Here is a 25,806-nt window from a genome sequence, read left to right as displayed (position 1 = left end):
AAGAATATCCTGCGGCGCAGGACCTGCTGAGGAACATAGCCCCGACCATGCCCCTGTTCAACATATCCGATCTCCGCGCCGCCCTGCGGCCCAGCCAGCGCCTGCTGGGGCTTGACCCCGGCAGCAGGACGATCGGCGTGGCGCTGTCGGATGTGGGGCTGATGCTGGCCTCGCCCCATACCGCGCTGAAGCGGACGAAACTTTCGCTCATCGCTGCTGAAATCAGCAAGATCGCCCGCGCGCAGGACGTGGGCGGGCTGGTGGTTGGCCTGCCGCTCTCGCTCGATGGCGGTTTTGGCCCAGCGGCACAGGCGGCGCGGGACTGGACGCTCAACCTGTCGGACCTGACGGGCCTGCCTGCGGCGATGTGGGATGAACGGCTGTCCTCCTCCGCCGTCAACCGCTTCCTGATCGCGGAGGCCGACATGACCCGCCAGCGCCGCGAGGCCGTGGTGGACCGCATGGCCGCCGCCTACATCCTGCAGGCCGCACTCGATGCCTCCATCCCCCCGGACGAACAGGACGACGAAATTGCGAATTCGTGATGGCATGACTGGATTGTGCCAAAACCGGACCCGGCCGGTGCGGGGGCTGCTATGGTCCCGGAAACCGCCGGCCCGCACCGGGAGATAGCCCCATTCCCTGCCATGTGCCGGACCCTACGTAGCAAAAACGAGGATACCGGCCATGCGCCTGCCACACCTGCACCTGCCTTACCTGCATATCCATGTGCATGACCGCCCGCTGGCAGGCGACCCGCACCCGCACAACCCGTTCCACTGGAAACTGTATTTCTGTGAGACGATCGCCACCGCCATCCTCATGATTCTGGGGCTGAGCGCGGTCATCCTGCTGACAGCTTCCGGCAGTCCGTTTGCGGCCCCGCTGCAACACCATCCCTATGTACAGACCGCTCTGTGCGGCCTGTTTTTCGGCCTGTCCGGCACGGCTGCGGCCATGACGCCGTTTGGCAAGGTCAGCGGCGCACATATCAACCCCTCCGTCACGCTGGCGTTTTCACTGGCCAAACGCATTGGCGGGATTGATGCGTTCAATTACATGATCGCGCAGGTCATTGGCGCATTCCTTGGCACGACCGTAGTGTACGAGGCGGGCAGGCTGGTGGCATGGTGGGGGAACATGGCGGTGTCGGTGCGCTATGGCGCGACCGTGCCCTATGGGCAGATTTCCATCTGGTGGGCCATGTGGTCTGAAATGTTCGTGACCGCCGCGCTGATCGCCATGCTGTACTGGCTGGCCGCACACCCGCGCTGGAAGTTCATCACACCATGGTCGGGCGGGCTGTTCTTCCTGATCATGAACCCGATTACGGCATGGCTTTCGGGCAACAGCGTCAACTTCGCACGCACGCTCGCGCCCGCCCTGTTCGCGGGGCAGTGGACGGGGCTGTGGATTTATGTCGTGGGGCCGTTTGCCGGGGCTTCCCTTGCTGTCATGGCCATTCGCATGAACCTGCTGGGCAAGCTGCACCTGCTGGAAGCACGGCTGGTCAATTTTGGCCATCATGGCCGCGTGCCCTCACTCGATGACCCGCACCGCAAGACCGTCACCCCGCATGACGCCAGCCACATGCCGCCTGATACCGGGGCAGGCTGACGGGCGACCCGCGTGCGGCGCAACCCGTGCGTGACATACTCCGTTGTTTTATCTGAAACTGATTAACCGCCATATTCGCCCTGCCGCCATGCATGGCCATGGCACCAGGGGAGAAGACATAAGAATGAAGCGTTTTTTCAACACGCGCGAGACAATCGTAACCGAAGCCCTGGACGGCTTCCTGCGCTCCGCCGCGGGGCAGCACTTGTGCCGGCTGGATGGCTATCCCGATACCTGCGTCATCATGCAGCGCACACCGGACCCTGCTCAGGTCTCGGTCATTTCCGGTGGCGGTTCGGGGCATGAACCGGCTCATGCGGGGTTCGTGGGCAGGGGGATGCTTACGGCGGCGGTGTGCGGCGCACTGTTTGCCTCGCCCTGTGTCGATGCGATCCTTGCCGCCATCCTTGCCACGACAGGGCAGGCGGGGTGCCTGCTGGTGGTCAAGAACTATACCGGCGACCGGCTGAACTTCGGCCTTGCGGCCGAACGCGCCCGCGCACTGGGCCGGCAGGTCGAAATGGTCATCGTGGGTGATGATGTCGCACTACCGGATTCCACCACCCCACGCGGCGTGGCGGGCACGGTACTGGCCCATAAACTGGCGGGGTATGGCGCAACGCAGGGCTGGCCGCTGGCCCGCGTTGCCGAATTCGTGCGCACGGCCACCAAACGCATGTACACCATCGGCCTGGCGCTGGAAGACTGCAATCCCTACGAACCGGGACGCAGTAGCCGGCTGGGGGCCGATCAGGCGGAACTGGGGCTGGGTATCCATGGCGAACCCGGGGCGCAGCGCATCGCCCTTGCGGGGGCGGACGAACTGATGCGCCAGGCCGCCGGAACGCTGGAAGCCAGCCTGCCCACGGATGCGCCCGGCACCCGCTTTGCCGTGCTGCTGAACAACCTTGGCTGCGTGCCGGAGGTCGAGATGGCGCTGCTGCTGCACGCCTTCAGCCATGTGCCGCTGGCCCGCCACGTGTCGCATGTGATCGGGCCTGCGCCCCTCATGACCGCACTGGACATGAATGGTTTCTCCCTGACGCTGATCGGGCTGGACGAGACCGTTACCGCAGCACTGGAGGCCCCCGTGCAGCCGCATGCATGGCCGGGCATGGCCCCGATGGGCCAGCCCGCCATCATACCCATGCCCGACATGCCCGATGCCTTTCCCTATCCGCCGACAGACAACCCGGTGGTGCGCGCATTGCTGGAACGGGGTGCGAAGGTGCTGATCGCCAATGAGGCCCCACTTAATGAACTGGATGGCCGGATTGGCGATGGCGACGCCGGTTCCACCTTCGCCGGGGCGGCGCGTGACATCACCGCCGTCCTTGACCGCCTGCCCATGAATGAGCCGCACCAGCTCATGACCACAATCGGCAACATCCTGACCCAGCATGCGGGCGGGTCGAGCGGGGTGCTGTTCGCCATCATGTTCTCGGCTGCCGGACGCAGCACGCAGTCATGGCGGCAGGCCCTGCGCGACGGGCTTGCGCATATGATGGATTATGGCGGCGCGAAACCGGGTGATCGCACCATGATCGACGCACTCTACCCGGCCCTTGAAACCCTGGCCGAAGGCGGCACGCTGCAGCAGGTAGCCGCTGCCGCGCGTAGGGGGGCGGATTCAACCACCACAATGCACAGCGCCCGCGCCGGTCGCGCCGCCTATGTGCCCAGTGAGCATGTACGCGACGTGCCCGACCCCGGTGCGGAAGCCGTGGCCCGCCTGCTGGAAGGACTGGCGCAGGCCTGATGGCGGCAGGTTTGCCAGTCCCGCACTCACGCGGGCTGGCGAACCCCGATCTACCAACGGTGACAGGCTCATTTTTCAAATATAGGGAATAGATGCCAGCATGGCCGTTCAGGCCGTGCTACCCGCGCAGGGTCCAGCACTGGTTTTCCCCGCGCCAGCCAGTCTGGCCCTCACGCGGGGTCAGCCGCCGCATTATGCCGCAACGCCGCACAAGGACCGGACAACGCCGGACCAGCAGCCCGGCCTGCGTCATTTCGCGCATCCGCTCACACCTGCGGTAACGGTGCTGGAAGAAAGGGTATTCCATCCAGTGCGTATCCGTATAACGTGCCCGCTCTCAGCGGACAGCCTGCTTTCGGAAAAAACGCTCAACAGCCAGCATGCCGAGCAGCATCGCGACGCCAAATCCCTCGCGTGTCTGGTCGATGAGGTAACGCATAACGGCCTCCTCTTTGGGCTATGGTGTCGATAGTGACGCATCCGCCGCCCGATCGGAAGAAAAAACGCGGGTTTTACTCTTCACGATTATGCCTGAACGGGCATCGGGCGGCATGCTGGCCGAAAACAGTTACGCGAACTCAGGCGTGTTGTTTTTCCGCCCGGGCAAACAGGGCAGAAATCGCGTCCTGCGCCTCGGTCTGGATCATTTTCAGGTGCGCTTCGCTTTTGAAGCTTTCAGCATAGATCTTGTACACATCTTCCGTGCCGGAGGGACGGGCGGCGAACCAGCCATCCTTGGCCTTGACCTTCAGCCCCCCGATCGGCGCGTCATTACCCGGTGCACGGGTCAGGGTGCTCAGGATCGGCTCACCCGCCAGTTCGCTAATGCCGATCTGCTCGGGGGAGAGATTTTTGAGCAGCGCCTTCTGCGCCGGATTGGCCGGGGCGTCGATACGCGCATAGTACGGCGTGCCAAGGCGGCCGGTCATGGCCGCATAGGCTGCGCCCGGGGTCTGGCCGGTGCGGGCCGTGATTTCGGCCGCAAGCAGGCCAAGGATGATGCCGTCCTTGTCCGTGGTCCAGACGGTGCCATCGCGCCGCAGGAAGGAGGCACCGGCACTTTCCTCACCCCCGAAGCCGAGCGTGCCGCTATACAACCCATCCACGAACCATTTGAAGCCGACCGGCACCTCCACCAGCCTGCGGCCAAGCTCCTTGGCCACGCGGTCAATCATGCTGCTGCTGACCACCGTCTTGCCGACGCCCGCATTCGCGCCCCAGCTCTCACGGTGGTTGAACAGGTACTCGATGGCGGTGGCCAGGTAGTGGTTGGGGTTCATGAGCCCGTACTGACCCGACACGATGCCGTGCCGGTCGGCATCGGTATCATTGGCGAAGGCGATGTCGAAGCGGTCCTTCATGCCCACCAGACGCGCCATGGCGTAGGGAGAGGAACAATCCATGCGGATCTTGCCATCCCAGTCCGCCGTCATGAAGCGGAAGGTCGGATCGACCTCCGTGCTGACCACGGTGGCGTTGATGCCGTAGCGATCAATGATCGGCTGCCAGTAATCAACCGCGGCCCCGCCCAGCGGGTCGATCCCGATGGAAATGCTACTGTCACGGATGATGTCCATATCCACCACCGCACCCAGATCCGCTACATAGGGTGTGATGTAGTCATGGCGCTGCACGGTGGGGGAGGCGAGAGCCGTTTCATACGGGACGCGCTTCACACCCTCCATATTTCTGGCGATGTAGTCATTCGCCGCCGCTTCCACCACCTTGGTGATGTCGGTATCGGCGGGGCCGCCATGGGTGGGGTTGTATTTGAAGCCGCCATCCTCGGGCGGGTTGTGCGATGGGGTAATCACCACGCCATCGGCCAGCGCGCTACTGCGGTCACGGTTATAGGTCAGGATCGCATGCGAAATGACAGGGGTGGGGGTATAGCCATCCTTCTCGTCGATGCGGGTTTCCACCCCGTTGGCGGCAAAGACCTCCAGCGCGGATTTCAGCGCGGGACGCGACAGGGCATGCGTGTCGATCCCGATGAAAAGCGGCCCCCCGATGCCCGCGCGCTTGCGATAGTCACAGATGGCCTGGGTGATCGCGAGGATATGGTTCTCATTGAAGCTGGTGCTCAGTGATGACCCCCGATGCCCCGATGTGCCAAACGCCACACGCTGCGCCGCGACAGCCGGGTCGGGCTTGCGGGTATAGTAGGCGTCAAGCAGGGCATCAATGTTGACAAGACGGTCCGGATCGACCGGCTTACCGGCAAAAGGGCTTATGCTGGGCATCTACTGCTCCTGAAATATAGCACGAAAAAACGTATATTCTGACAAATTCCCATACAAGCAGGCCTACGGGGCGTCCACCCGCAAACCCGTTCCGCCAGACCCGCGCATGGTGTCCCGCGCCGGGAAAGATGGAATATACACAGCCCCAACGCCAGAGCAGGGAACGGGATGCCTGCATCCCGCACAGCCATGACCGGCATCGGGTCCGCTCATGCTCATGCACGCCTATTGCGGCATGATGACGGCCACCCCATGTCCTGAACATGAACGATCCCACGACCACCACCCCGTCCGTAGTGCCTGCCCAGGCCGAACACCTGCGCCGCCAGCGGCTGGAGCGGTTGCTCAGGCGGTTGCCAGCGCGTGGCGAGCAGGCCATGCGCTGGCTGCTTCAGCCGGGGCATATATGGTTACGCGGAATTCTGGGCAGCGCGCTGGTTGTGGGTGGGATTCTGGGCTTCCTGCCCATACTGGGGCTGTGGATGCTGCCGCTGGGCATCATCCTGCTGGCCGAGGACGTGCCGTTCCTGCGCCGGGTCAGCGCACGGATGCTGGAATGGATCGAGCGACGCCACCCCAACTGGATGGCCCCACCGGAAGAACAGGGCTGATACATGCCCGCAGCAGCGGGGCAGGGCAGGGCGGCCGTGCCCTGTCATATGGCGGGGATCAGTCTTCCCCGCCCGCCTTCCTGCGCCCGACAATGGACAGGCGCGTGGTGACCAGGTCGTAGCCCTTTTCACGCACGATGCTGTCCAGCAGCGCGTTCAGTTCGGCATTTTCGAATTCGATCACCTTGCCGGTGCTGGCGTCGATCAGATGATAGTGATCGCTGTGTTCCCCATCCGCCACCTCATAGCGCGCGCGGCCCCCGCCGAAGTCGCGGCGCTGGAGGATTCCATTTTCCTCAAACAGGCGGACGGTGCGGTACACCGTGGCAATGGAGATGCGCGGGTCCACCGCCACGGCGCGGCGGTAAAGCTCCTCCACATCCGGGTGGTCGTCGCTATCGGACAGGACAAACGCAATGGTGCGGCGCTGGCCGGTCAGCTTCAGGCCACGCTGACGGCACAGATCCGCAAGCGGAGAATCGGGGCAGGTCACATCTTTCATTGCGATGTAACGTAATCCAAACAGTCTGCCGGGGTCCAGTAGGGATATATGGGCCGCCATGGCGATTTTAATTGCAATTGATAATCCTTCTCATTAATACGGTCTCACTGACACAACAGGGAGCGGGCCACGCCATGGCCCGATCGGATGATGACCGACACGACAGTTTTCATGAATGATCTCTCGTGCAGCGAACGCCTGCTGGTCTGGTGCGTACGTCGCCTGAGTGGCGGCGGCGCAACATCCGCCATGCCGGGATGGGCCTTGCCCTGTTTCCGGGCGGATTTCGCCATTGTCGCCCGCGCCTTCAACATGGCGCTGACGCGACTGCGGACATATCAGTGCGATCCGGTGGATGTGGCGATCTGTAACGCAACCCGGCTGACCCGTACGGAAAACCGCTTCCTTGCTGCTGCCGCCGCCGCGCAGGAAGGGCGCGAGGCGGAGGTACGCAGCATGTTGCGGCCCATTTTCGCGCATCATCACGTGCTCTCGCCCTTTGCCGCCGCCATTACCCAGCTTGGGGCCTGCATGGCCGGCGCGGGCTACTGGCTTCCGCGCCGGAGCATGAATACCGAAACCGCGGGCCGCGCGCCCGTGCCGCGCCTGCGCTGGACGCAGGGGCAACGGAGTGAAAGTGTCGGCACAAACCCCACATCCGTACCGGTGACGCACACGCAGCCCGTGGGCGCGGGCTGCCTTGCGGCAATGCGCTGGCGCGATGCCGACATGGCGGCGGCCCGCATCATGTGGCCCAACAGCGGGGCTGCCCCGCATGCCCATGGGGCATAAAAAACAACGGGGCCGGAAAATGATCCGGCCCCGTGCATGATGGTATTAAGATACCTGCCGCAACCGGCAGATGCCGGAAAGGTTATTCCTGGTCCGGCGCGGGGGCGGAGTTGAGCTTGATGTAGCGTTCAATGCCGATCTGCTTGATCAGGTCGAACTGGCGGTCAAGGAAGTCTTCATGCTCTTCCTCATTCACCAGGATCTTGAGCAGCAGATCACGCGAGACGTAATCGCGCACGCTTTCACAATAGGCGATGCCTTCACGCAGGTCACCGATCGCCTTTTCTTCCAGCTTCAGGTCGCATTTGAGGATTTCCTCAACATTCTCGCCCACCAGGATCTGGTTGTAGCGCTGGACGTTGGGCAGGCCACCCAGATACAGGATGCGCTCGATCAGCCAGTCGGCGTGGCGCATTTCCTCGATGGATTCCTCGTATTCCTTCTTGCCCAGCAGGGTCACGCCCCAGTGGCGCAGGGTGCGGGCATGCAGGTAATACTGGTTGATGGCCGTCAGCTCGTTCGTAAGCTGGGTGTTGAGATGTTCAATGACCTTCGGATCTTTGATCATGACTGTCGTTCCTAAACCTGCCTTTTTGCCACTCCGGATTCGTGTATAATCCTCCGCGGGACAAATATACGGAAGCGTCGCATATCCACCGTTCCTGCGCAACCGTACCCCGGTTGCGCCACGGGCGGCCACCACGGCGCATGGCTGGAAAAAACGACATGACCGAAAGCACCTATCACACGCTGGACGCGGCAGGCATCCGCAGCCTGATCTCGGGCGTGCCGGTGGTGGCCGGGCGCCTTGGCGGCACACCTGACCTGTGGCGGGTGCATGAGGTCAGCGATGGCAACCTGAACAATGTCTTCATCGTGGGCGGCCCGACGGGCGAGGTCTGCCTCAAGCAGTCGCTGCCCTATGTCCGTGTGGACCCGACATGGAAGATGCCACTGGACCGCACGTATTTCGAGAGTGAATGGCTGCGCGCGGTCCGGCCGCTGGTGGGCGGGCTGACCACGGAATTTCTGCATTTCGACCCCGTACTGCATGTCCTGATCGTGGAAAGCCTGTCCGGCCATACGGTGTACCGCAGTGCCCTCATGCGCGGGGTGGACTGGCCCGATGTCGCGCCGCGCATCGGCACCTTCATCGCCCACGCGACCTTCGGCACATCGCTGCTTGCCCTGCCGTTCGAGGATGTTTTCGCCGCCCGACGCGATTTCGCACGCAATGTCACGCTGACACGCATCACGCTCGATCTCGTCTTCGATCATCCGTACCGCGATCACCCGCGCAATAACTGGGATGAACCGGAACTGACGCCACTGGTGCTGGACATCCGCTCCAGCGCGCCCACGCTGCTTGCGGTCGAGAACCTGCGCCGACGCTTCCTGTCACAGCCGCAGGCGCTGCTGCATGGGGACCTGCATACCGGCTCGATCATGACCAAGGCCGATGATACCCGCGTGATAGATGGCGAATTCGCCCTGTACGGCCCCATCGGGTTTGATTGCGGCATGTTTGTCGGCAATCTGGTGCTGCATTATTTCGCAACGCCCGATGCCACGGCACGGTCGGCCACCATACGTGACATCGCCGCGTTCTGGACCTGCTTTCACGCGCAGTTCCTGACGCTATGGAACCGTGATGAGGCCCCACCCGCTGGCACATTGCGCCCACTGGCCTATGGCCCCGCCGCGCATACGGCGCAGCTTGCCTTCCTTGAGGAAATCGAGGCTGATACCATGGGCTTCGCGGCGGCCGAGGTCATCCGCCGCATCATCGGCTATGCCCACACGGCGGATTTCGATGTCATTGCCGACCCACGCCAGCGCGGGGCCTGCCGCGCGGGGGCGCTGGCCTTTGCCTATTACATACTCGACCACACGGCACAGATCCGCACGCTGGGCGACTTCCTGCGCCATCTGGGCGAGCAAGAAAAAGTGGGGCTGTAAGATCACTCCTCCCCGGGCATGAGTGCGGCAAGCCGCGCCATGGAGCGGCGCATGTCCGCCACGATATCGTTCAGCGGACGCACCTGCGCGGGCCGGTGGAAATAGCGTGGAAATGAAATGGCGCAACCCACGGCCGCGCGCGTCATGTCCAGCCGTGCCGTGGGGTCATGGGGCTGGACCATGCTGGCGAACCAAGCCTGCGGGTCCTGATTCATGCCTATTGTAAAAACCGTGCGGGCCGGAGGGCCTTCGCCTGCCGGATGTTCGACTACCAGACTGCGGTAGAGAAAATCCCGCCCCGCCACGATGCGTGAAAAACCGGCCCGGCGAGTCCACCCATCCGCACTGGCGGTAGCATCCCGTACTGCCGTGCCAGAGTGAGGAGGGGATTGCGCTTCCATCTCCCCCTCGCGGGGCCATTGCCCTTCCGGCATGTCGCGCGGCAGCAGGGACCATGCCATGGCCGCACCATCTGCATCCTCCTGCAGGGCAATATCCATCTCATCCGCCGCCATGCAGGCCCTTACGATGGTGACAAGGTGCGCGGGGGTCATTTCACGGCGCTTTTCACCGCTGCTGCGCGGTGTCCGCCGCCACAGGGGGGATGCGTCCACCAGATGGACCTTTCCCCTGCGCGCGGCGGGCCTGTTGTTATCGAGTATCCATATATAGGTGGCGATCCCGGTATTGATGAACATGTCCGTGGGCAGGGCAATGACCGTATCAATCAGGTCATGATCCACCAGATAGCGCCGGATGGCGGACTCTCCCGTTTCCGCCCCGCCACCGCACAGGGCCGCCGCATGGGTTACAAGCCCCACACGCGCGCCCCCATGCCGGGGGGCGCGCATTTTGGCCAGCAGATGCAGCATGAACAGCATGGACCCGTCCGACACCCGGGGCAGGCCGGGGGCAAACCGCCCGGCAGCGCCACGCCCATGTTCCGCCCGTATCGCATCGCGGATATGCCGCCAGTCCAGCCCGAACGGAGGGTTGGCCAGCATGCGGGCAAAGCGCCGCCCCGCATGTCCATCAGCCAGCAGGGTATCACCATGCACGATGTCATGCGGCTTCTGGCCGCGCAGCAGCAGGTCGGCGCGGCACAGGGCGCAGGACTGCACGCTCAGTTCCTGACCGAACAGGCGCACATCCACGCCACACGCGCCAACCCGGTCCGCCGCCCGCCCCAGTAATGCGCCGGTACCGGCGGCAGGGTCATACAGGTCGTGGCGCGTGCCTGCCGTATCGGGTGCGAAAACAAGGTCGGCCATGAGGTCCGTGACCTCCGGCGGGGTATAATGCGCGCCGGTTCCCCGGCTTTGGGTAAAATGATGGACCAGTTCCTCGAACAGTCGCGCCATGGCCTCACTGCCATGACGCCGGGGAGAAAGGTCCAGCCCCGCGAAGTGGGCCACCACGCCCTCCAGCACACCCGCGCGTGCCAGACGGTGGGCCATGGGTAGCAGTTCAAGCTGCGCCATGATGTCCCGCACGGCGGAGGGCAGGCGGGACAGAAGGGTTTCAAGGGCCACCAGCCTGTCCGGGGCCTGACTGACCGCCGCCAGCGTCATCACCGGGCGCACGCGTGCCTGTTCCATCCGGCGCAGCACGGTAAAGGCCAGGATGACCGGCCCGTATTCCGCAGGCTGCACCCTGCCGCGCAGCAGGTCGGCAATACGCCAGATACCGGCGGAGGACAGCAGGGAACCCGGTGTTTCCACGCTAGCGCGTGGCACGCTCTTCCTCCGCCGCCGTGCGCCATAGCGACAGGGCGACCGCAATGACCGCCGGGCCGATGAACAGCCCCAGCAGGCCAAATACATGCAGCCCCCCCAGAATGGCCGTCAGCACCGCCAGAAACGGGATGCTGGTGCTGCCGCTAATAAGCTTGGGCCGGACAAAATGATCCCCCACGCCATAGGCAATGGTGCCGATCACCCCCACGATAATGGCCTGCATCATGCCATTCGTCGCAAATGTCATGAGTACGGTGGCGCAGAGCAGGACCGGCCCGCAGAAGGGAATGACACTGACCACCGCCGTCAGCAGTGTCAGCAGGGCAGGGTGGGGCGTTCCGGCAATGAAATAGCCAGCCCCCACCAGCACGCCCTGGCCCAGCCCCACCAGCACCAGACCCGCAACCGTGCCGCGCACCGCGCCCACGGTGTTGTAGATGACATCACCCGCCCGGTCGCCCAGAAAGCGGCGGCCCACGGCGCGGATGTCCGAAGCCAGCGCCTGTGACGCGGCCAGAAAGAAATAGACGGACAGCGTGGCGATGACGAAGGTTTCCGTCATTTCCATAACCCGGTGCGGCAGTGCCCGCCCATCGCTGGTGGCGAACATGCGCGAGGCCACGCCGGTCCAGTGCCGCAGTTCATCAGGGTCCGACAGGTAGCGTTGCCACAATGCCGAAAGGCGCGAACCGAAGCGGGGAATTTCCTCAACCTGCGGCGAGACGGGAATCCCTTCATGCAGCGCGTCACGCCCCCATGCCATGAGCGAGGGCACTTCCATCCCGGCCCGGACCGCCATGGCGATCATGGGCACGGCCAGCAGCGCGAATATGCCCGATGCAATCAGCCCGGCCGCCATCCGCGTGCCCATGCCACGCCCGGTCAGCCGGCGATGGAGCGGATAGGTCGTGATGCTCAGTATCCCGCCCCACACAAACGCAAACAGGAATGACTGTTCAATCCATGCGGAAAACAGCAGAACCGCGCATACGAATATAAATGTCCCGATGTACTGGGTCCGGCTCCGGTTTTCATCCATATGGCTGTCCTGTTCCTTTTCTGGTGCACTGCACGTCACTTAACAAACCGTTATGACAGCAGAGCGTAAAGAGATGGTGTAGAAAGTATCCGCGCCCGTTTACGCAGGCAGGTGCCCGTCCATGGCGGCACGGCGGATCGCGACACGATATTCCCGCAGCACCGATGCCAACCGGTCACGCGCGCAGTCCTGTTCCCGCAAGCCCGCCAGCAGTTCCGTTATGCCCCGCGCCACCGCACGCTGGGTGTGCAGTGGCGGCAGGCATATCTCCAGCGATGAAAGGGTTGCGGTATCAACCTCGGGAAACACGCTGCCCCCCGCGCGGCGGCGCAGTTCCGGCCCCGCCGCATGGAGTGCGAGCGCAGCATAGCACAGGTCCACATCCTGCCCGCGTGGCACCAGCACCTTGCACCCCTGACTTACGGCCAGTGGCCCGGCCCCCATGCCCACACGCCCCACCGGCGCGCGGGTTGAAATGACCAGCGCACAAGCGGTAACCAACGTGGCCCGGCAGGCTGCAAGCCCCATGAATGACAGGCCACGCGCGCCATGGCTTACCCACGCAGGCGGCCCTGCGGGCAGATCGGCAGGCGTGATCCACGCCACATCGCGGCCCCAGTATTCAGGGCGGGATGTGGATGGCGTGCCCCCGCCCGTAATGCTGAACGTCGCACCAAGGGGCCGGATGCCACCATCCGCCCGTGCTGCGGAAAGGGCATGCAGGATCTCCGCTTCCTCGCGCTCCCGCGCCAGTCCGGCCTGATGGGCCAGTTCACCAAGCTGCCGGCCAATCCGGCGCAGCGCCTGATCCAGAGCATCGGCAATCTTTCGCTGCTGGTCCAGGGGAGGGCAGGGCACGGGCAGGTCGTTCATGCGTGCGCGGACCAGCTTGGGGCGGGTCGTACCCTCCACATACGGCGCGTAGTCCAGCGTATTGAGCGCGTGGACAAGAAAACGCCCATCCACATGCGGGCGTGGCCGCAGCACATGCACATGATTGCCCGCCCACAGGGGGCCATCATGAAAAAACGCGACATCACGCATCGGGTCGAGAAAGGGCGCGCTGTCCTCACCCAGCAGGACAAGCGGCCCGTCGAACAGGGCTTCATCCACATGGCCGATAATACCGCTGGCCCCGTAATAGGGCACCGGCCCCGGCCGCCGTGCGCGCCGGGCGCGGTTGAGCGGCACGCGGCGGGCGTCGAGACACGCCACAAGTGCGCCAAGCGGGGCAGTGGGCCAGCACGCTGTCATCCCGCCCTTTTACGCACGCGCAACCCCGTGGTCGAGGCATGAACTGGCGCAACCCCGACTGGCCGGGCGCGATGAAGTAGTATAAACCCCTGCACGCAACGCATCCGCGCCATACCGCCACGGGTGCATTGTCATGGCTCCATGTCGGGTCATGGGCAGCAACAGGGTTTCATGACACCTCAGACCAAGCCGTTCCGGGCCGAATTCCGTTCGCTTCTTGCCATTGCTGGGCCAATGGGCCTGTCACAGTTTGCCCAGATGCTGATGGGCCTGACCGATGATGTGCTGCTGGGCAGCCTGGGTGCGACGGCGCTGGCCATTGGCGGGCTGGCCACCGGCACGTTCTTCACGCTTACGGCCATCCTTGCCGCCGTGATCGAGGCAGGCGGCATATTGCTGGCACAGGCGCGCGGGCGGCAGGACCATGCCAGCCTTGGCACGATCATCACGTCCATGCTGGTGGTGGCGCTGCTGTTATGCGTGCCGGAACTGTACTGCCTTGCGCATGTGGACACGCTGCTGGTGTGGATGGACGAACCCGAGGCGATCCGCGCACCAGTGACCGATTTCATCCGCATTCTGATGTGGGCCGTGCCGCCCGCGCTGCTGGGGCAGGGCATCCTGACCACGGCGCTGCCGGTCATGGGGGCGCAGGGCATACTCATGCGCGTCATGCCGGTCATCGCGGTGGTCAATGGCGTGTTCAACGCGACCCTCATCCATGGGTGGTTCGGGCTGCCCACGCTGGGGCTGCATGGCTCGGCCATCGCTACGGTCATCACGCTATGGTGCATACCGGCCATCATGCTCGGGTTCATGGCCCGCAGGCCCGAACTGCGCACCGCGCTACGCCCGCGCGCCCATGACTGGGGGCATACGCTGCAGTTGCTGCGCACCGGCCTGCCCATGCTGGCCGCCGCAATGGCGGAGGTGACACTGTTCCAGGCCAACAGCCTTGAGGCCGCGCGCCTTGGCAACAGTGCGCTGGCGGCGTTCCAGATCATGCTGGGCATCGGCATGCAGTGCTTCGTGCTGTATCTGGCGCTGGGGCAGGCATGCAACATCCGCATCGGTTACTGGACGGGGCGTGGCGATCCCGCCATGGTCCGCCGCACCGCATGGGCGGGCATGATTCTGGGCGTCGTGCTGGCCTGCGTCACCACGGCGGTGCTGGCGCTGGGGCGTTACCACATCATCAGTTTCTATCTGGACATGGCGCTGCCCGATAACGCCGCCGCCATACGCATGGCGCTGAGCCTGCTGCTGGTGGGGGCCGCGTTCCAGAGTGCGGATGCGGTACAGGTCGTGGCCACCGGCATCCTGCGCGGGCAGGGGGATACCGCCATCCCGATGGTACTGGCCATTCTGGGTTATTGGGGCGTGGGGTTTCCCACCGGGGTGTACCTGGCGTTCCATCGCGGCATGGGGCCAACAGGGCTGTGGTACGGCATCGGGACCGGGTTGGTGGCGGTGTTCGTGCTGCATGGCACGCGCATCATGTGGCGCATGCGCCGCCAGTCCACGCCCTGAGCGCACAGCACCCGGCAGCCCGGCACTACAGGCGCTTGTGCATTTCCTCGCGGATCGTGTTGCATTTCTTGGTGAACACGCCCGCCTGTGACGCGGTCATGAAATTGATCAGGAAGGCCCCGAGCAGCGAGCAGAAGGACAGGACGATCAGCAGCCGCCCCATGAGCGAGATCTCGCCGCTATAGTGCTCAGCGGAGTACCACAGCAACCCCAGGCTCAGCACCGCACCGAACACGCCCAGCACGCCGGTGGAGCGGATGAGGGATTCCTCCTCACGGATGAAGGTCGAGGATTCCTGCCATAGCATGAACAGCTTGCGGTCCATTTCCTGCACCGCCGCCGCATAGGCCTCGGCATCATCAGGGTGCTGGTGTTCGGTTCCGCCACGATGCAGTTCAAGTTCCTGCCGGGCCTTGGCGAAAACACGCCTGCGTTCCTTGATCGCAGGCAGGCTGATATCGACAAAACTGAGAATGGCGACATTCAGACCGGCAGAAAGCTGGATCACCGCCTGGAAATCACCCCAGATCACAGGTCGCCCCCGTGAAGGCCCACATCACCGCGCACTCTATAAAACCCTGAAAATTAACTATTTCCGGCCCGTATGCCGCCATATGGCGTACTGGAAACCTCACGGTACGCCTATCCCATACTTAGCATGAAGCGCACCGGAGAGCCATGTTCCCACGCCCGCGCAGCACCGGATAAAACGCAGGACAAAAAAGGGGGCACGCCCGCCGGACATGCCCCCCTTTTCCACAACCTGAAAAGACCGCTTACACCTGCTTGTAGAGCAGGCGCGCACGCAGCGTGCCGTTGAGGCCACGCAGGCGGTCAAGGATACGGTTGTCCTTCTCCACATCGCGGCCGGTATCGGCCTCGACCACAACGTAACCCAGCTCTCCCGCCGTCTGCAGGTACTGCGCGGTGATGTTGCAGGATTCGGAGGAGAAGATTTCGTTGATCTGGAGCATGATGCCCGGCACGTTCTTGTGCACATGCATGAAGCGCGTGCCGTGCGGGTTTTCGGGAAGCTGCACGGTGGGAAAGTTCACCGCACCCAGCGTGGAGCCGATATCGGAATATTCCACCAGCTTGCGCGCCACTTCCACGCCGATGCGCTCCTGCGCCTCCGCCGTGGAGCCACCGATATGCGGGGTCAGGATGACGTTATCCAGCCCACGCAGCGGGGTCTCGAGCGCTTCACCGGCCTGCTTGGGCTCCTTGGGGAACACGTCGATCGCAGCCCCCAGCAGGTGGCCGTCCTTCAGGGCCGCCGCCAGCGCGTCGAGGTCCACCACGTTGCCGCGTGCGTTGTTGATGAGGAAGGAGCCCTTCTTCATCGCGCGGATCTGGGCTTCCCCGATCATGCCCTTGGTCTGGGGCGTCTGGGGCACGTGCAGGCTGACCACGTCGCTCTGGGCCAGCAGGTTTTCCAGCGTATCGACCGGCGTGGCGTTACCATGGACCAGCTTGTCAATCACATCATAGTAGAACACGCGCATGCCGAATGCTTCGGCCAGCACGGAAAGCTGTGAACCGATGGAGCCATAGCCCACGATACCCAGCGTCTTGCCGCGCACTTCCCAGCTATTGGTGGCGGATTTCTTCCACACGCCCGCATGGCATTCCTCGGATTTGGGGAAGATGCGGCGCATCAGCATCACGATCTCGCCCATGACCAGTTCGGCCACGGAACGCGTGTTGCTGTAGGGCGCGTTGAACACGGGAATACCCGCCTCACGCGCAGCGTTCAGGTCCACCTGGTTGGTACCGATGCAGAAGCAGCCAATCGCGATCAGGCGGTCGGCCTTTTCAATCACTTCGCGCGTCAGCTGCGTGCGTGAGCGGATACCCACAATATGCACGCCTTCCAGCGCCTTTTGCAGGGCCTCGCCCTCCAGCGCCGTTTTCAGGCGCGTGACGTTCTCGTATCCGTTTTCCTTCAGCAGGTTCACGGCGCTGTCGTGAATGCCCTCAAGCAGCAGGATACGGATCTTGTCCTTGGGAAGGGAAAGGTGGCCGTTGGAATGACTGGTCATATCGTACGCTCCCGCTCTGTACGGTCAAGGTGGCTCGTCCCTATCCGATCGCCCACGCCATCGCTAGAGAAAATGTGAATAGGCATTTAGCCCGCGCCAACGGGCGCGGCAAGCAGGGTGCTTACGCGGGACAGAAGCCCGGCATCCCCCAGCGCCAGGACGGTGCCGTCACCATCGGCGCGCAATGGCTGGCCGGCCCAGTCGGTCATGGAGCCGCCTGCGCCCTCCACCACCGGCACAAGGGCGGCCCAGTCCCATATTTTCATTGTACATTCGGCAATGATGTCAATCTGCCCCAGCGCCAGCAGCCCGTAGGCATAACAGTCACCGCCCCAGCTTGTCCGTTTGACCGCGCCCGCCAGCGCGTCAAAGCCGGGCCGGTGCGGCGCATCGAGTATTTCCGGCGCGGTGCATGAAAGCTCGGCGCGTGCCACGTCACCGCAGCGCCGCGTGCCGATCTGCCCCGTAATGGTCGAGACAAAGCGTGTCGGCTCGCCCCGCAGGCCGATCCACCGCTCACCCGTAACCGGCTGGTCGATCACGCCCAGCAGCGGCACGCCTTCATGCAGCAGGGCGATCAGCGTGCCGAAGGTCGGCCGCCCGGTCAGGAAGGCCCGCGTGCCGTCCACCGGGTCGATCACCCAGCGATAGGGGCTTTCACCACCCTCAAGGCCGAATTCCTCCCCCATCACGCCAAAACCGGGCAGGCGCTCGGACAGCACGGCCCGAATCGCGCGTTCCGCCGTGCGGTCGGCTATGGTTACGGGGCTGCTGTCATGCTTGTCATCGGCGCCAACACCCCGGCGGAAGAACGGCAGCACGACCGTGCGCGCCACGTCAGCCGCCGCCATGGCGGCCTCCAGCACGGCATCACGCGGGAAACCGGCGGGCAGGGCGGGCATCAGGGCGTCTCCTCATGCAGGGAGCGCAGATAGGCGATCACATCCGCCCGATCCGTTTCCGACGCAATGCCCGGAAAGGACATCTTGGTGCCCGGCGCGTAATCGGACGGGGCGGTCAGCCAGGCGGACAGGGTGGCGTTGGTCCATGTCTCGTCCTTGTGCGCCTTCAGCGCCTCGGAGAATTCATAGCCCGGAATGTCACCCACATGCGTGCCGAACACGCCAAACAGGTCCGGCCCGATAATGGCGGGGCCATGCGGGGCGAGGCTGTGGCACATGCTGCATTGCCGGTCGGCAATGGCGTGGCCCTTTTCGACGCTGGCCTTCGCCACCAGATCATCAATCGAGGCACCCGCCGGGGCCGCCGGGTGGGGAATGGCGACGCCGGGCCGGGCTGGCTGCGGTTCGGGCACCGCCGTATGGGCGACACCCCAGCTTGCCCCTACCGCCAGTGCGGCAATGAGGCAGGCCGCCCCGATCTGGTTAAGGCTGGCGCTGTTCATGGAATTTCGGTGTCCTTCCCATACGGTTGCATGAAAACCGCTCCTTACCTAGACTGCCGCGCGCCCTGTGTGAAGCATGCCGGGCGGCGGACGGCCCCTGCCGCCGCACAGATTACGGATGGCCCAGACCCAGATCCCATGAAGCCCATTGTTCTGATTCCGGCCCGGATGGCCTCGACCCGGCTGCCGGGAAAACCGCTGGCCGACATAGCCGGACGCCCCATGATCGTGCATGTGCTCGACCGCGCCCGCACGGCCAGTATCGGCCCCGTGGCGGTCGCCACCGCCGAGCAGGAAATTGCCACCGTTGTAGAACGCGCGGGTGGCACCGCCATCCTGACCGACCCGGACCTGCCTTCCGGTTCCGACCGCATCTGGCACGCGCTCCAGAAACTGGACCCGGCAGGCATGTATGACACCGTCATCAACCTGCAGGGTGACCTGCCGGGAGTGGACCCCGCCAGCCTGCGGGCCGTGCTGCGCCCGCTGGCTGATGACGGCAGCCTTGATATCGCAACCCTTGTCGCCCCCGTGGTGGACAGGGCCGAGGCCACGGCTGAATCCGTGGTCAAGGTCGCCTGCGCTTTTGGTCAGGACGCGGCGGGGGAAATGGCGCACACAGCCCGCGCGCTCTATTTTTCACGCATGCCCATACCGTGGGGGCAGGGGCAGCTATGGCACCATGTGGGCATATACGCCTACCGCCGCGCGGCACTGGCCCGCTTTGTCGGCCTGCCTGAAAGTGATCTGGAAAAACGTGAAAAACTTGAACAGCTACGCGCGCTGGAGGCTGGCATGACCATTGGCTGCGCGCGCATTGCCAGCGCGCCGTTTGGCGTGGACACACCAGCCGACCTGGAACGCGCCCGCACCCTAATGGAAGCGATGGCATGAGCGGCGCTGGCATTATCGCCTTCCAGGGCATGCCGGGGGCCTATTCGGACCTGGCATGCAGGCAGGCCCGCCCCGGCTGGGCAACCCTGCCATGCCAGACCTTCGGGCAGGCCATTGCCGCCGTGCATGACGGGCGTGCCGAACTGGCCATGCTGGCATGTGAGAACAGCCTTGCGGGCCGCGTGCCCGACATCCACGCCCTGCTGCCGCAGGCGGGGCTTTTCATTGTGGGGGAACATTTCCAGCGCGTGGAGCACTGCCTGCTGGGCGTGCCGGGCAGCACGCTGGCCGATGCGCGGCGGGTGCATACCCACCCCGTTGCAATGGCGCAGGTGCGCGGCATCATCGCTGAACTCGGGCTGGAGCCGGTGGTGGAGTTCGATACCGCAGGCGCTGCCGAGATGGTGCGGGCCTGGAACCGCAAGGAAGATGTGGCCGTGGCCTCCGCGCTGGCGGCGGAACTCAACGGCCTTGAAATCCTGCGCCGCAATGTGGAAGACGCGGCCCATAACACCACGCGCTTCTACATCGCGTCACGCAAACCGGCTGAACTGCCGCCGCCTGCGCCGGGGTTCCTGACCACGCTGCTGTTCCGTGTCAACAACCAGCCCGGCGCGCTGTACAAGGCGCTGGGCGGCTTTGCCACATCAGGCGTAAACATGACCCGGCTGGAGAGCTACATGCTGGAGGGGTCATTCTCCGCCACGCAGTTCCTGATGGATGTGGAGGGCCACCCCGAGGCCCCGCCACTGGCCGAGGCGCTGCGGGAACTTTCATTCTTTTCGGAACAGCAGGAGATACTGGGCGTCTATCCCGGGTCTCCCTTCCGGCAGGCGGGCTGAGCAGGGCTGCGGCCAGATTTTGCCCCCTGTGCCGCAGCCTGTATAAGTACCATATACAGGCATATAAGCATGTGCTGCCCCCGGCACATGCGTAGCAGGACACACGATCCAGGTGGAAACAACCATGTTCAAGGGTTCCATTACCGCCCTTATCACACCCATGAACGAGGACGGATCACTGGATCTGCCCTCCATGAGCCGCTTTATCGACTGGCAGGTCCAGCAGGGCACGTCCGCCGTGGTCCCGGTCGGCACCACGGGCGAGAGCCCGACACTGACGCATGACGAACATGAAAAAGTGGTGGAGTTCACCATAAAATCGGTGGCGGGGCGCGTGCCGGTCATAGCCGGGGCGGGCTCCAACAGCACTGCCGAGGCCGTGGCCATGGCGAAGCGGGCGGAACAGGCCGGGGCATCGGGCGTGCTGGTCGTCACCCCCTATTACAACAAGCCGACGCAGGAGGGGGTGTACCGCCACTTCATGGCGGTGGCCGACGCCATCAGCATCCCCGTCATCCTGTACAACATCCCGGGCCGGTCGGTCATTGACATATCGGTCGAGACGATGGCGCGCCTGGCGCAGCACCCCAACATCATCGGGGTCAAGGATTCCACCGCCAACCTGCTGCGCCCGCTGCTGGTGCGCCGGGCGGTGAAAAAGCCGTTCAACCAGATATCTGGCGAGGACGGCACCGCCGTCTCGTTCCTGGCCGCCGGTGGCGATGGCTGCATAAGCGTGACCGCCAACGTCGCCCCCGCGCTGTGCGCGCAGGTGCAGCAGAGCTGGACGGACGGCAACACTATGGAAGCCATGGAACTGCAGGACCGCCTGCTGCCGCTGCATGACGCCCTGTTCTGTGAAAGCAACCCCGTGCCGGTCAAGTTCGCCGCAAGCGTGCTGGGGCTTATGGGGGAGACATGCCGCCTGCCGCTGGCCCCGCTCAGTGATGCGGGCCGGGAAAAGGTCAAGGCCGCGCTTTCCGCCGTCGGGCTGCTGGATTAAGCCCATGGCACCCAAAAGCAAGGGCGGCAGCGGCATGATTTCGACAGGGATCGCCGCGCAGAACCGCAAGGGCCGCTTCAATTACACCATCGTGGAAACGGTGGAGGCCGGACTGGTGCTGAAGGGGCCGGAAGTCAAAAGCCTGCGCATGGGGCGTGCCACCATAAACGAAGCCTATGCCGGAGAGCGCAATGGCGAACTGTGGCTGATCAACAGCTACATCCCCGAATATCAGGGCGGCGTGCTGTCCCGATTCGAACCGCGCGCGCCGCGCAAGCTGCTGCTGCATAAAAAACAGCTCGACAAACTGCTTGGTGAAGTCGCACGCGATGGCGTAACCCTTGTGCCGCTGGACATCCACTTCAACAGCCGGGGCCTGGCCAAGCTGACGCTTGGCGTGGGTGAAGGCCGCAAGAAGGCCGACAAGCGCCATGCCATAGCCGAGCGTGACTGGCAGCGGGACAAGGCCCGCCTGCTGCGCAGCAAGGGCCGCGAATATTAACCACGCTCAGACTGGCAAAAATTTTTGGTGAGGCTTTTTTCAAACAGCTTCAGAGAACGCCGCCTTTTTGAAAAAGGGCGGCATCCAGAAACTTTTATCATTTTCCAACAGGGCGCTGACTGAACCAGCTTCTGGTAAAAAGGCAGTACGCAATAAAAAACAGGGCCATCCCAACCGGGACGGCCCTGTTCCTTTATCCGTTCATCCTTCCCCGGGTGGGGAAGGGGAGCGCGAAATCAGTCCACCGACAGGGCAGCTGCTTCGGGGCCTTTCTGGCCTTCCACAACCTGCACGTTTGCCGTCTGGCCTTCCGTCAGGCCGGACAGGCCCGAGCGTTCCAGCGCGGAAGCGTGGACGAAAATGTCCTTGCCGCCGTTTTCGGGCGTGATGAAGCCGAAGCCCTTGGTGGCGTTGTACCACTTGACCGTGCCACGCATGTCCTGCGCGTGCGACAGGTCAGGGGCGGGACGACCGGAGCGGGAGAAGCCGCCACGCGGGCCGGGCGCACCGGCACCGAAACCACCGCGCGGGCGCTCGGGCTGGGCTGTGCTCTCGTCAACGGAAAGGACAGCCGCGACCTGACGACCTTTGGGGCCCTGGCCAATCTGCACCACCAGCGTGGTGCCCGGCGCTACCGTGGCATGTCCGGTCGGGTTCAGGGCATTGGCGTGCAGGAACACGTCGCCCGATCCGTCGGACAGCTCGACAAAGCCGAAGCCCTTCTCGCTGTTGAACCACTTTACGGTGGCGCCAATCTCCGGGCCGGATGCGACGATCTGGGGACCGGCACCTCCGCCACCAAAGGAACGGCGGGGCGGCGGGGCGCCGCGATCACCAAATGAAGGCGATGACATGAAATCATCGTCAAATCCGCCGCGGCGCGGGGAGCGGGAGCTGCGGTCGGTCCTGTTACTTCTCAACGGTCGTAATCCCGAGGTCTAGGTGGCGGATATCCCCTGCGGGAACACCACCGAATGAAAGCACGTTTGCAGGATGGAGATCAGCCTTTCTGGCGTTTACCGTGGTTTAGGCGGCCCGGCTCAGGATAACATTCTCCGTCCTGCGGTGACCCTAGCATAAATCGCATCGGCATCAACAACACCAAAGCATATTCCCGCCGTTGGTTGCACAAGAATTCTCACATATGAACAGTTTTGTGAGCGGGGGATCACGGCGGGCTGATGGGAAAAGCTGCAAATTAAATTCAGCAATTAATCTTGCATTTTGCGACTGACACACATTATGGGAAGGGCGTTCCGCGTTACATGCGTTCCAGCTGGTAAGAATATCGTGCAATGTCTGATACATCGCCCCCGCGCCGTGGTCGTGGTCGCCCGCCCAAGACAGCCCGCGCACCAGAGGGCACACGGGCGATGCTGGTGCGTGCGGGTGTGGAACTGCTGACCGAAAAGGGCTTTTCCGCCACCCGCGTTGATGACGTGCTCAACGCCACCGGAATTTCAAAAGGCTCTTTTTACGCCTGCTTCGACAGCAAGCAGGCTTTCGGCCAGATCCTGATCGAGAGTTACGCCAGCTATTTCAACGCCCGGATCGAACGCTGGCTGACCGATGGTGCGCTCCCGCCGCTCCAGCGACTGCTGAATTTCGTCCATGACGCACGTGCGGGCATGCAGCGCCACGCTTTCCGCCGGGGGTGCTTGATCGGCAATCTCGGCCATGAAATCGATATCCTGCCCGAATCGTTCAACATCCAGCTCTGCGCGATTCTGCAGGGCTGGGAACAGCGCGTGGCGGATTGCCTGCTGGGCGCGTACGACGCACCGCCAACCACCGCGCAGAAGCAGCTCTGCCACCGGCTGGCCCGCCATTTCTGGATAGGGTGGGAAGGGGCGGTGCTGCGCGCGCGGGTGGAACACGGGCCACAGGCGATTGACCTGTTCGCCACCTTCTTTTTCGCGCAGGCGGCGGCGCTGATGGGCGTGGCGGCGCCAGAAATGACCGAGACTACCCCGCCCGTATCGCCCGCACCGCCTGCGCACGCGAGAAAAGGTCCAGCAGGAGCCTGACCGCCGGCCTGCGCGCCCGCAGCGCGGGTGAGGCATCGCGCTGCGGGGTATCGACAATGCGCCGCGCATCCTGCGCCGCAAGCCGCAGCAGCATGTCCACATGCAGCGGGCTGGCCAGCCGCAGGTCCGGCATGCCGGACTGCCGCCGCCCGGTCAGGTCGCCGCCACCGCGCAGGCGGAAATCCTCATCGGCAATGAGAAACCCGTCATCCGTCTCCCGCAGCAGCGCAAGCCTGCGCCGCGCGGTCTGGCCCAGCGCGCTGTCATGCAGCAGCAGGCAGTAGGATTCAGCCTGCCCACGCCCCACGCGCCCACGTAGCTGGTGCAACTGGGCCAGGCCAAAACGCTCGGCATGTTCAATAATCATGACCGTAGCATCGGGTATGTCCACGCCCACCTCGATCACCGTTGTCGCCACGAGAATACGGGTCTTTCCCGCCGCGAAATCGGCAATGGCCTGCTCACGCACCGCAATATCCTGCTGCCCGTGGGCAAGACCCACGCTTTCGGCCCCGAAATGCGCGGCCAGGGCGGCATGCCGGGCCTCGGCAGCGGCGATGTCGCAGGTCTCGCTTTCACTGACCAGCGGACAGACCCAGAAAATCCGCGCGCCCCGCGCCAGCGCGCGTTCCATGCCCACCAGCAGGTCCCCCATGGCCGACAGCGCATGCAGCGAGGTCCGCACCGGCTTGCGCCCCGCGGGCTTTACGTCCAGCCGACTGACCAGCATGTCCCCCCACTGCGTCAGCAGGAGGCTGCGCGGGATGGGGGTTGCGGTCATGACCAGCACGTCCGTCTGCGGGCCTTTCTCACCCAACATGGCGCGCTGCTCCACGCCGAAGCGGTGCTGCTCGTCAATCACGGCCAGTGCCAGATCGGCAAAGACCACCCGTTCCTGAAACAGGGCATGTGTGCCGATGACCAGCCGCGCCGTGCCATCGGCAATCATGGCCAGCGCCTCACGCCGGGCTTTTCCCTTCACGCTGCCGCTCAGGAAGGCGACCGGCACGGGGGAAAGTCTGGTGAAGGTGGCCAGATGCTGGCGGGCCAGTATCTCGGTCGGCGCCATCAGGGCTGCCTGATGCCCGGCCTCCACCGCGCCCAGCATGGCCAGAAGTGCCACCAGCGTCTTGCCTGCCCCGACATCACCCTGCAGCAGCCGGGTCATCTGCCGTGGTGCGGCAAGGTCGGCATCTATTTCCGCCAGTGCGCGGACCTGCGCCGTGGTCGGTTCATGCCCGAAGCGCGACAGGGCCACGCCACGCAGGCTGCCATCGGGCACGATGGCGCGCCCCGGCCGCAGGCGGTTGAGCCTGCGCGCCTGCGCCATGGAAACCTGCTGGGCCAGCAGGTCATCACACGCCAGCCGCGCCCGCGCGCGTTCGGACGCGCCCACCAGCGCATCGCCCTCCAGCAGTTCAGGAAAATCGCATGGCCGGTGCAGCGTGCGCAGCGCCTGCTCGAAACCCGGCCATTTGCGCGACGCCAGCACGCTCGCATCCTGCCATTCGGGCAGGGCGGGAAAAATATCGAACGCCGCCCGTATGGCCGCACGCACCTGACCGGGGAACAGCCCCGCCGTAAGCGGCCAGACGGGATCAAGCAGCGGGATTTCCCCCGCACGCGCGGCGGGGACAAGGTGGTCCGGGTGGGCCATGTTCAGCCGGTCGCCAAAACGCTCCAGCATGCCTGATACGCATATCTCCTGCCCGGCCTCCAGCCTGCGGGCCTGATGGGGCGAGAAAAAGACAAGCTCCGCTTCCCCCGTGCCGTCACTGACCAACACCCGCCACGGCCGCCTGCCACGCGCGCCGCCGGGTGGGGGCGGCGTGATGCGCGTGACCGTGACATGAAGCGTACAGATACGCCCCGTTTCCGCCGCGCGCAGGGTCGGGCGGTAACGCCGGTCCACCAATGATTCCGGCAGGTGGAACAGCAGGTCGATCACACGCGGGCCGGAAGCCGCGCGCGCCAGCAGCCGCGCCGTGGCGGGCCGGACACCCTTCAGGCTCTCGACACCGGCAAGCAGCGGGGCAAGGAGGGTGGGGG

General features: G+C 64.3%; 25 protein-coding genes. 12 read left to right on the top strand and 13 right to left on the bottom strand.

Annotation, left to right across the window (positions count from 1 at the left end):
* The first annotated feature begins 47 nt into the window (after positions 1 to 47).
* The 3 genes from ruvX (at position 48) to DY926_RS15380 (ending at position 3,376) form a co-directional block, all read left to right on the top strand.
* Positions 48 to 545 (top strand): Holliday junction resolvase RuvX, encoded by a 498-nt coding sequence (ruvX, locus tag DY926_RS15390; protein ID WP_116704170.1) that lies wholly within the window; start codon positions 48 to 50, stop codon positions 543 to 545.
* A gap of 142 nt (positions 546 to 687) precedes the next feature.
* Complete coding sequence (locus DY926_RS15385; protein WP_116704169.1) at positions 688 to 1,617, top strand: MIP/aquaporin family protein; 930 nt, start codon at positions 688 to 690, stop codon at positions 1,615 to 1,617.
* 124 nt (positions 1,618 to 1,741) lie between these two features.
* A complete protein-coding gene (locus DY926_RS15380; RefSeq protein WP_116704168.1) occupies positions 1,742 to 3,376 on the top strand; it encodes a dihydroxyacetone kinase subunit DhaK in 1,635 nt (544 codons plus the stop codon).
* 118 nt (positions 3,377 to 3,494) lie between these two features.
* On the opposite strand, the gene DY926_RS15375 is transcribed toward DY926_RS15380, so the two are convergent.
* Both DY926_RS15375 and pgm read right to left on the bottom strand, forming a co-directional pair.
* Positions 3,495 to 3,683 carry a hypothetical protein gene (locus tag DY926_RS15375; RefSeq protein WP_116704167.1) on the bottom strand — a complete coding sequence of 63 codons (189 nt, stop codon included), beginning with the start codon at positions 3,681 to 3,683 and terminating at the stop codon, positions 3,495 to 3,497.
* A 271-nt stretch (positions 3,684 to 3,954) separates the two neighbouring features.
* A complete protein-coding gene (pgm, locus tag DY926_RS15370) occupies positions 3,955 to 5,619 on the bottom strand; it encodes a phosphoglucomutase (alpha-D-glucose-1,6-bisphosphate-dependent) (protein ID WP_116704166.1) in 1,665 nt (554 codons plus the stop codon).
* A 263-nt stretch (positions 5,620 to 5,882) separates the two neighbouring features.
* On the opposite strand from pgm, the gene DY926_RS15365 reads away from it, so the two are divergent.
* On the top strand, positions 5,883 to 6,230 hold the full coding sequence (locus DY926_RS15365) for a hypothetical protein (protein ID WP_116704165.1): 348 nt from the start codon (positions 5,883 to 5,885) through the stop codon (positions 6,228 to 6,230).
* 58 nt (positions 6,231 to 6,288) lie between these two features.
* Here DY926_RS15365 and DY926_RS15360 read toward each other — a convergent pair whose 3' ends face one another.
* Positions 6,289 to 6,732, bottom strand: a complete 444-nt coding sequence (locus tag DY926_RS15360; RefSeq protein ID WP_116704178.1) for a Fur family transcriptional regulator — start codon at positions 6,730 to 6,732, stop codon at positions 6,289 to 6,291.
* A gap of 171 nt (positions 6,733 to 6,903) precedes the next feature.
* Between DY926_RS15360 and DY926_RS15355 the strand changes: the two genes are divergently transcribed.
* Entirely contained in the window at positions 6,904 to 7,524 is a 621-nt protein-coding gene (locus DY926_RS15355) for a hypothetical protein (RefSeq protein ID WP_241503261.1), read from the top strand.
* Between the two features lie 82 nt (positions 7,525 to 7,606).
* Here the strand turns inward: DY926_RS15355 and bfr are convergent, their stop codons facing one another.
* Positions 7,607 to 8,092: a bacterioferritin gene (bfr, locus tag DY926_RS15350; protein WP_025813287.1), complete on the bottom strand. Its 486-nt coding sequence runs from the start codon at positions 8,090 to 8,092 to the stop codon at positions 7,607 to 7,609.
* 158 nt (positions 8,093 to 8,250) lie between these two features.
* On the opposite strand from bfr, the gene mtnK reads away from it, so the two are divergent.
* Positions 8,251 to 9,483 (top strand): S-methyl-5-thioribose kinase, encoded by a 1,233-nt coding sequence (gene mtnK, locus DY926_RS15345; protein ID WP_116704163.1) that lies wholly within the window; start codon positions 8,251 to 8,253, stop codon positions 9,481 to 9,483.
* Between the two features lie 2 nt (positions 9,484 to 9,485).
* On the opposite strand, the gene DY926_RS15340 is transcribed toward mtnK, so the two are convergent.
* From DY926_RS15340 to DY926_RS15330, 3 genes are all read right to left on the bottom strand, one after another.
* Entirely contained in the window at positions 9,486 to 11,219 is a 1,734-nt protein-coding gene (locus tag DY926_RS15340; protein ID WP_241503260.1) for a class I SAM-dependent DNA methyltransferase, read from the bottom strand.
* Complete coding sequence (locus DY926_RS15335; protein ID WP_116704161.1) at positions 11,206 to 12,258, bottom strand: AI-2E family transporter; 1,053 nt, start codon at positions 12,256 to 12,258, stop codon at positions 11,206 to 11,208. The genes DY926_RS15340 and DY926_RS15335 overlap by 14 nt, the downstream gene beginning before the upstream one ends.
* 99 nt (positions 12,259 to 12,357) lie before the next feature.
* Positions 12,358 to 13,512 (bottom strand): restriction endonuclease subunit S, encoded by a 1,155-nt coding sequence (locus DY926_RS15330; RefSeq protein WP_116704160.1) that lies wholly within the window; start codon positions 13,510 to 13,512, stop codon positions 12,358 to 12,360.
* A gap of 171 nt (positions 13,513 to 13,683) precedes the next feature.
* Here DY926_RS15330 and DY926_RS15325 point away from each other — a divergent pair, with 171 nt between their 5' ends.
* Positions 13,684 to 15,042 carry an MATE family efflux transporter gene (locus tag DY926_RS15325; RefSeq protein ID WP_116704177.1) on the top strand — a complete coding sequence of 453 codons (1,359 nt, stop codon included), beginning with the start codon at positions 13,684 to 13,686 and terminating at the stop codon, positions 15,040 to 15,042.
* Between the two features lie 25 nt (positions 15,043 to 15,067).
* Here the strand turns inward: DY926_RS15325 and DY926_RS15320 are convergent, their stop codons facing one another.
* The 4 genes from DY926_RS15320 to DY926_RS15305 form a co-directional block, all read right to left on the bottom strand.
* Positions 15,068 to 15,574 carry a hypothetical protein gene (locus DY926_RS15320; protein ID WP_116704159.1) on the bottom strand — a complete coding sequence of 169 codons (507 nt, stop codon included), beginning with the start codon at positions 15,572 to 15,574 and terminating at the stop codon, positions 15,068 to 15,070.
* Between the two features lie 244 nt (positions 15,575 to 15,818).
* On the bottom strand, positions 15,819 to 17,084 hold the full coding sequence (serA, locus tag DY926_RS15315; RefSeq protein ID WP_116704158.1) for a phosphoglycerate dehydrogenase: 1,266 nt from the start codon (positions 17,082 to 17,084) through the stop codon (positions 15,819 to 15,821).
* A gap of 86 nt (positions 17,085 to 17,170) precedes the next feature.
* Entirely contained in the window at positions 17,171 to 17,986 is an 816-nt protein-coding gene (locus DY926_RS15310; RefSeq protein ID WP_116704157.1) for an inositol monophosphatase family protein, read from the bottom strand.
* Positions 17,986 to 18,489: a c-type cytochrome gene (locus DY926_RS15305; protein ID WP_116704156.1), complete on the bottom strand. Its 504-nt coding sequence runs from the start codon at positions 18,487 to 18,489 to the stop codon at positions 17,986 to 17,988. The genes DY926_RS15310 and DY926_RS15305 overlap by 1 nt, the downstream gene beginning before the upstream one ends.
* A 138-nt stretch (positions 18,490 to 18,627) precedes the next feature.
* Here DY926_RS15305 and DY926_RS15300 point away from each other — a divergent pair, with 138 nt between their 5' ends.
* The 4 genes from DY926_RS15300 to smpB all read left to right on the top strand — a co-directional run bounded on the left by DY926_RS15300 (position 18,628) and on the right by smpB (position 21,730).
* Positions 18,628 to 19,383: a 3-deoxy-manno-octulosonate cytidylyltransferase gene (locus DY926_RS15300; protein WP_116704155.1), complete on the top strand. Its 756-nt coding sequence runs from the start codon at positions 18,628 to 18,630 to the stop codon at positions 19,381 to 19,383.
* Positions 19,380 to 20,225, top strand: coding sequence for a prephenate dehydratase (locus DY926_RS15295; RefSeq protein WP_116704154.1), 846 nt, complete (start codon positions 19,380 to 19,382; stop codon positions 20,223 to 20,225). The genes DY926_RS15300 and DY926_RS15295 overlap by 4 nt, the downstream gene beginning before the upstream one ends.
* 124 nt (positions 20,226 to 20,349) lie before the next feature.
* A complete protein-coding gene (gene dapA / locus DY926_RS15290) occupies positions 20,350 to 21,228 on the top strand; it encodes a 4-hydroxy-tetrahydrodipicolinate synthase (protein WP_116704153.1) in 879 nt (292 codons plus the stop codon).
* 4 nt (positions 21,229 to 21,232) lie between these two features.
* A complete protein-coding gene (gene smpB, locus DY926_RS15285) occupies positions 21,233 to 21,730 on the top strand; it encodes an SsrA-binding protein SmpB (RefSeq protein WP_116704152.1) in 498 nt (165 codons plus the stop codon).
* Positions 21,731 to 21,966: 236 nt separating this feature from the next.
* On the opposite strand, the gene DY926_RS18030 is transcribed toward smpB, so the two are convergent.
* The gene (locus DY926_RS18030) at positions 21,967 to 22,650 is read right to left on the bottom strand and encodes a cold-shock protein (protein WP_116704151.1); all 684 of its coding nucleotides are present in this window, start codon (positions 22,648 to 22,650) and stop codon (positions 21,967 to 21,969) included.
* 375 nt (positions 22,651 to 23,025) lie between these two features.
* On the opposite strand from DY926_RS18030, the gene acuR reads away from it, so the two are divergent.
* Positions 23,026 to 23,757, top strand: coding sequence for an acrylate utilization transcriptional regulator AcuR (gene acuR, locus DY926_RS15270; protein WP_241503259.1), 732 nt, complete (start codon positions 23,026 to 23,028; stop codon positions 23,755 to 23,757).
* Here the strand turns inward: acuR and recG are convergent.
* Positions 23,696 to 25,806, bottom strand: a 2,111-nt coding sequence (gene recG, locus DY926_RS15265; RefSeq protein ID WP_241503258.1) for an ATP-dependent DNA helicase RecG, incomplete at its 5' end; no start/stop codon positions are given. The genes acuR and recG overlap by 62 nt on opposite strands.

Origin of the sequence: Komagataeibacter melaceti, assembly GCF_003403295.1 — a bacterium.
Classification (GTDB): Bacteria; Pseudomonadota; Alphaproteobacteria; order Acetobacterales; family Acetobacteraceae; genus Komagataeibacter; species Komagataeibacter melaceti.
Note: the sequence above shows the minus strand (reverse complement) of the source record. Positions and strands in the feature narration are given on the sequence as shown.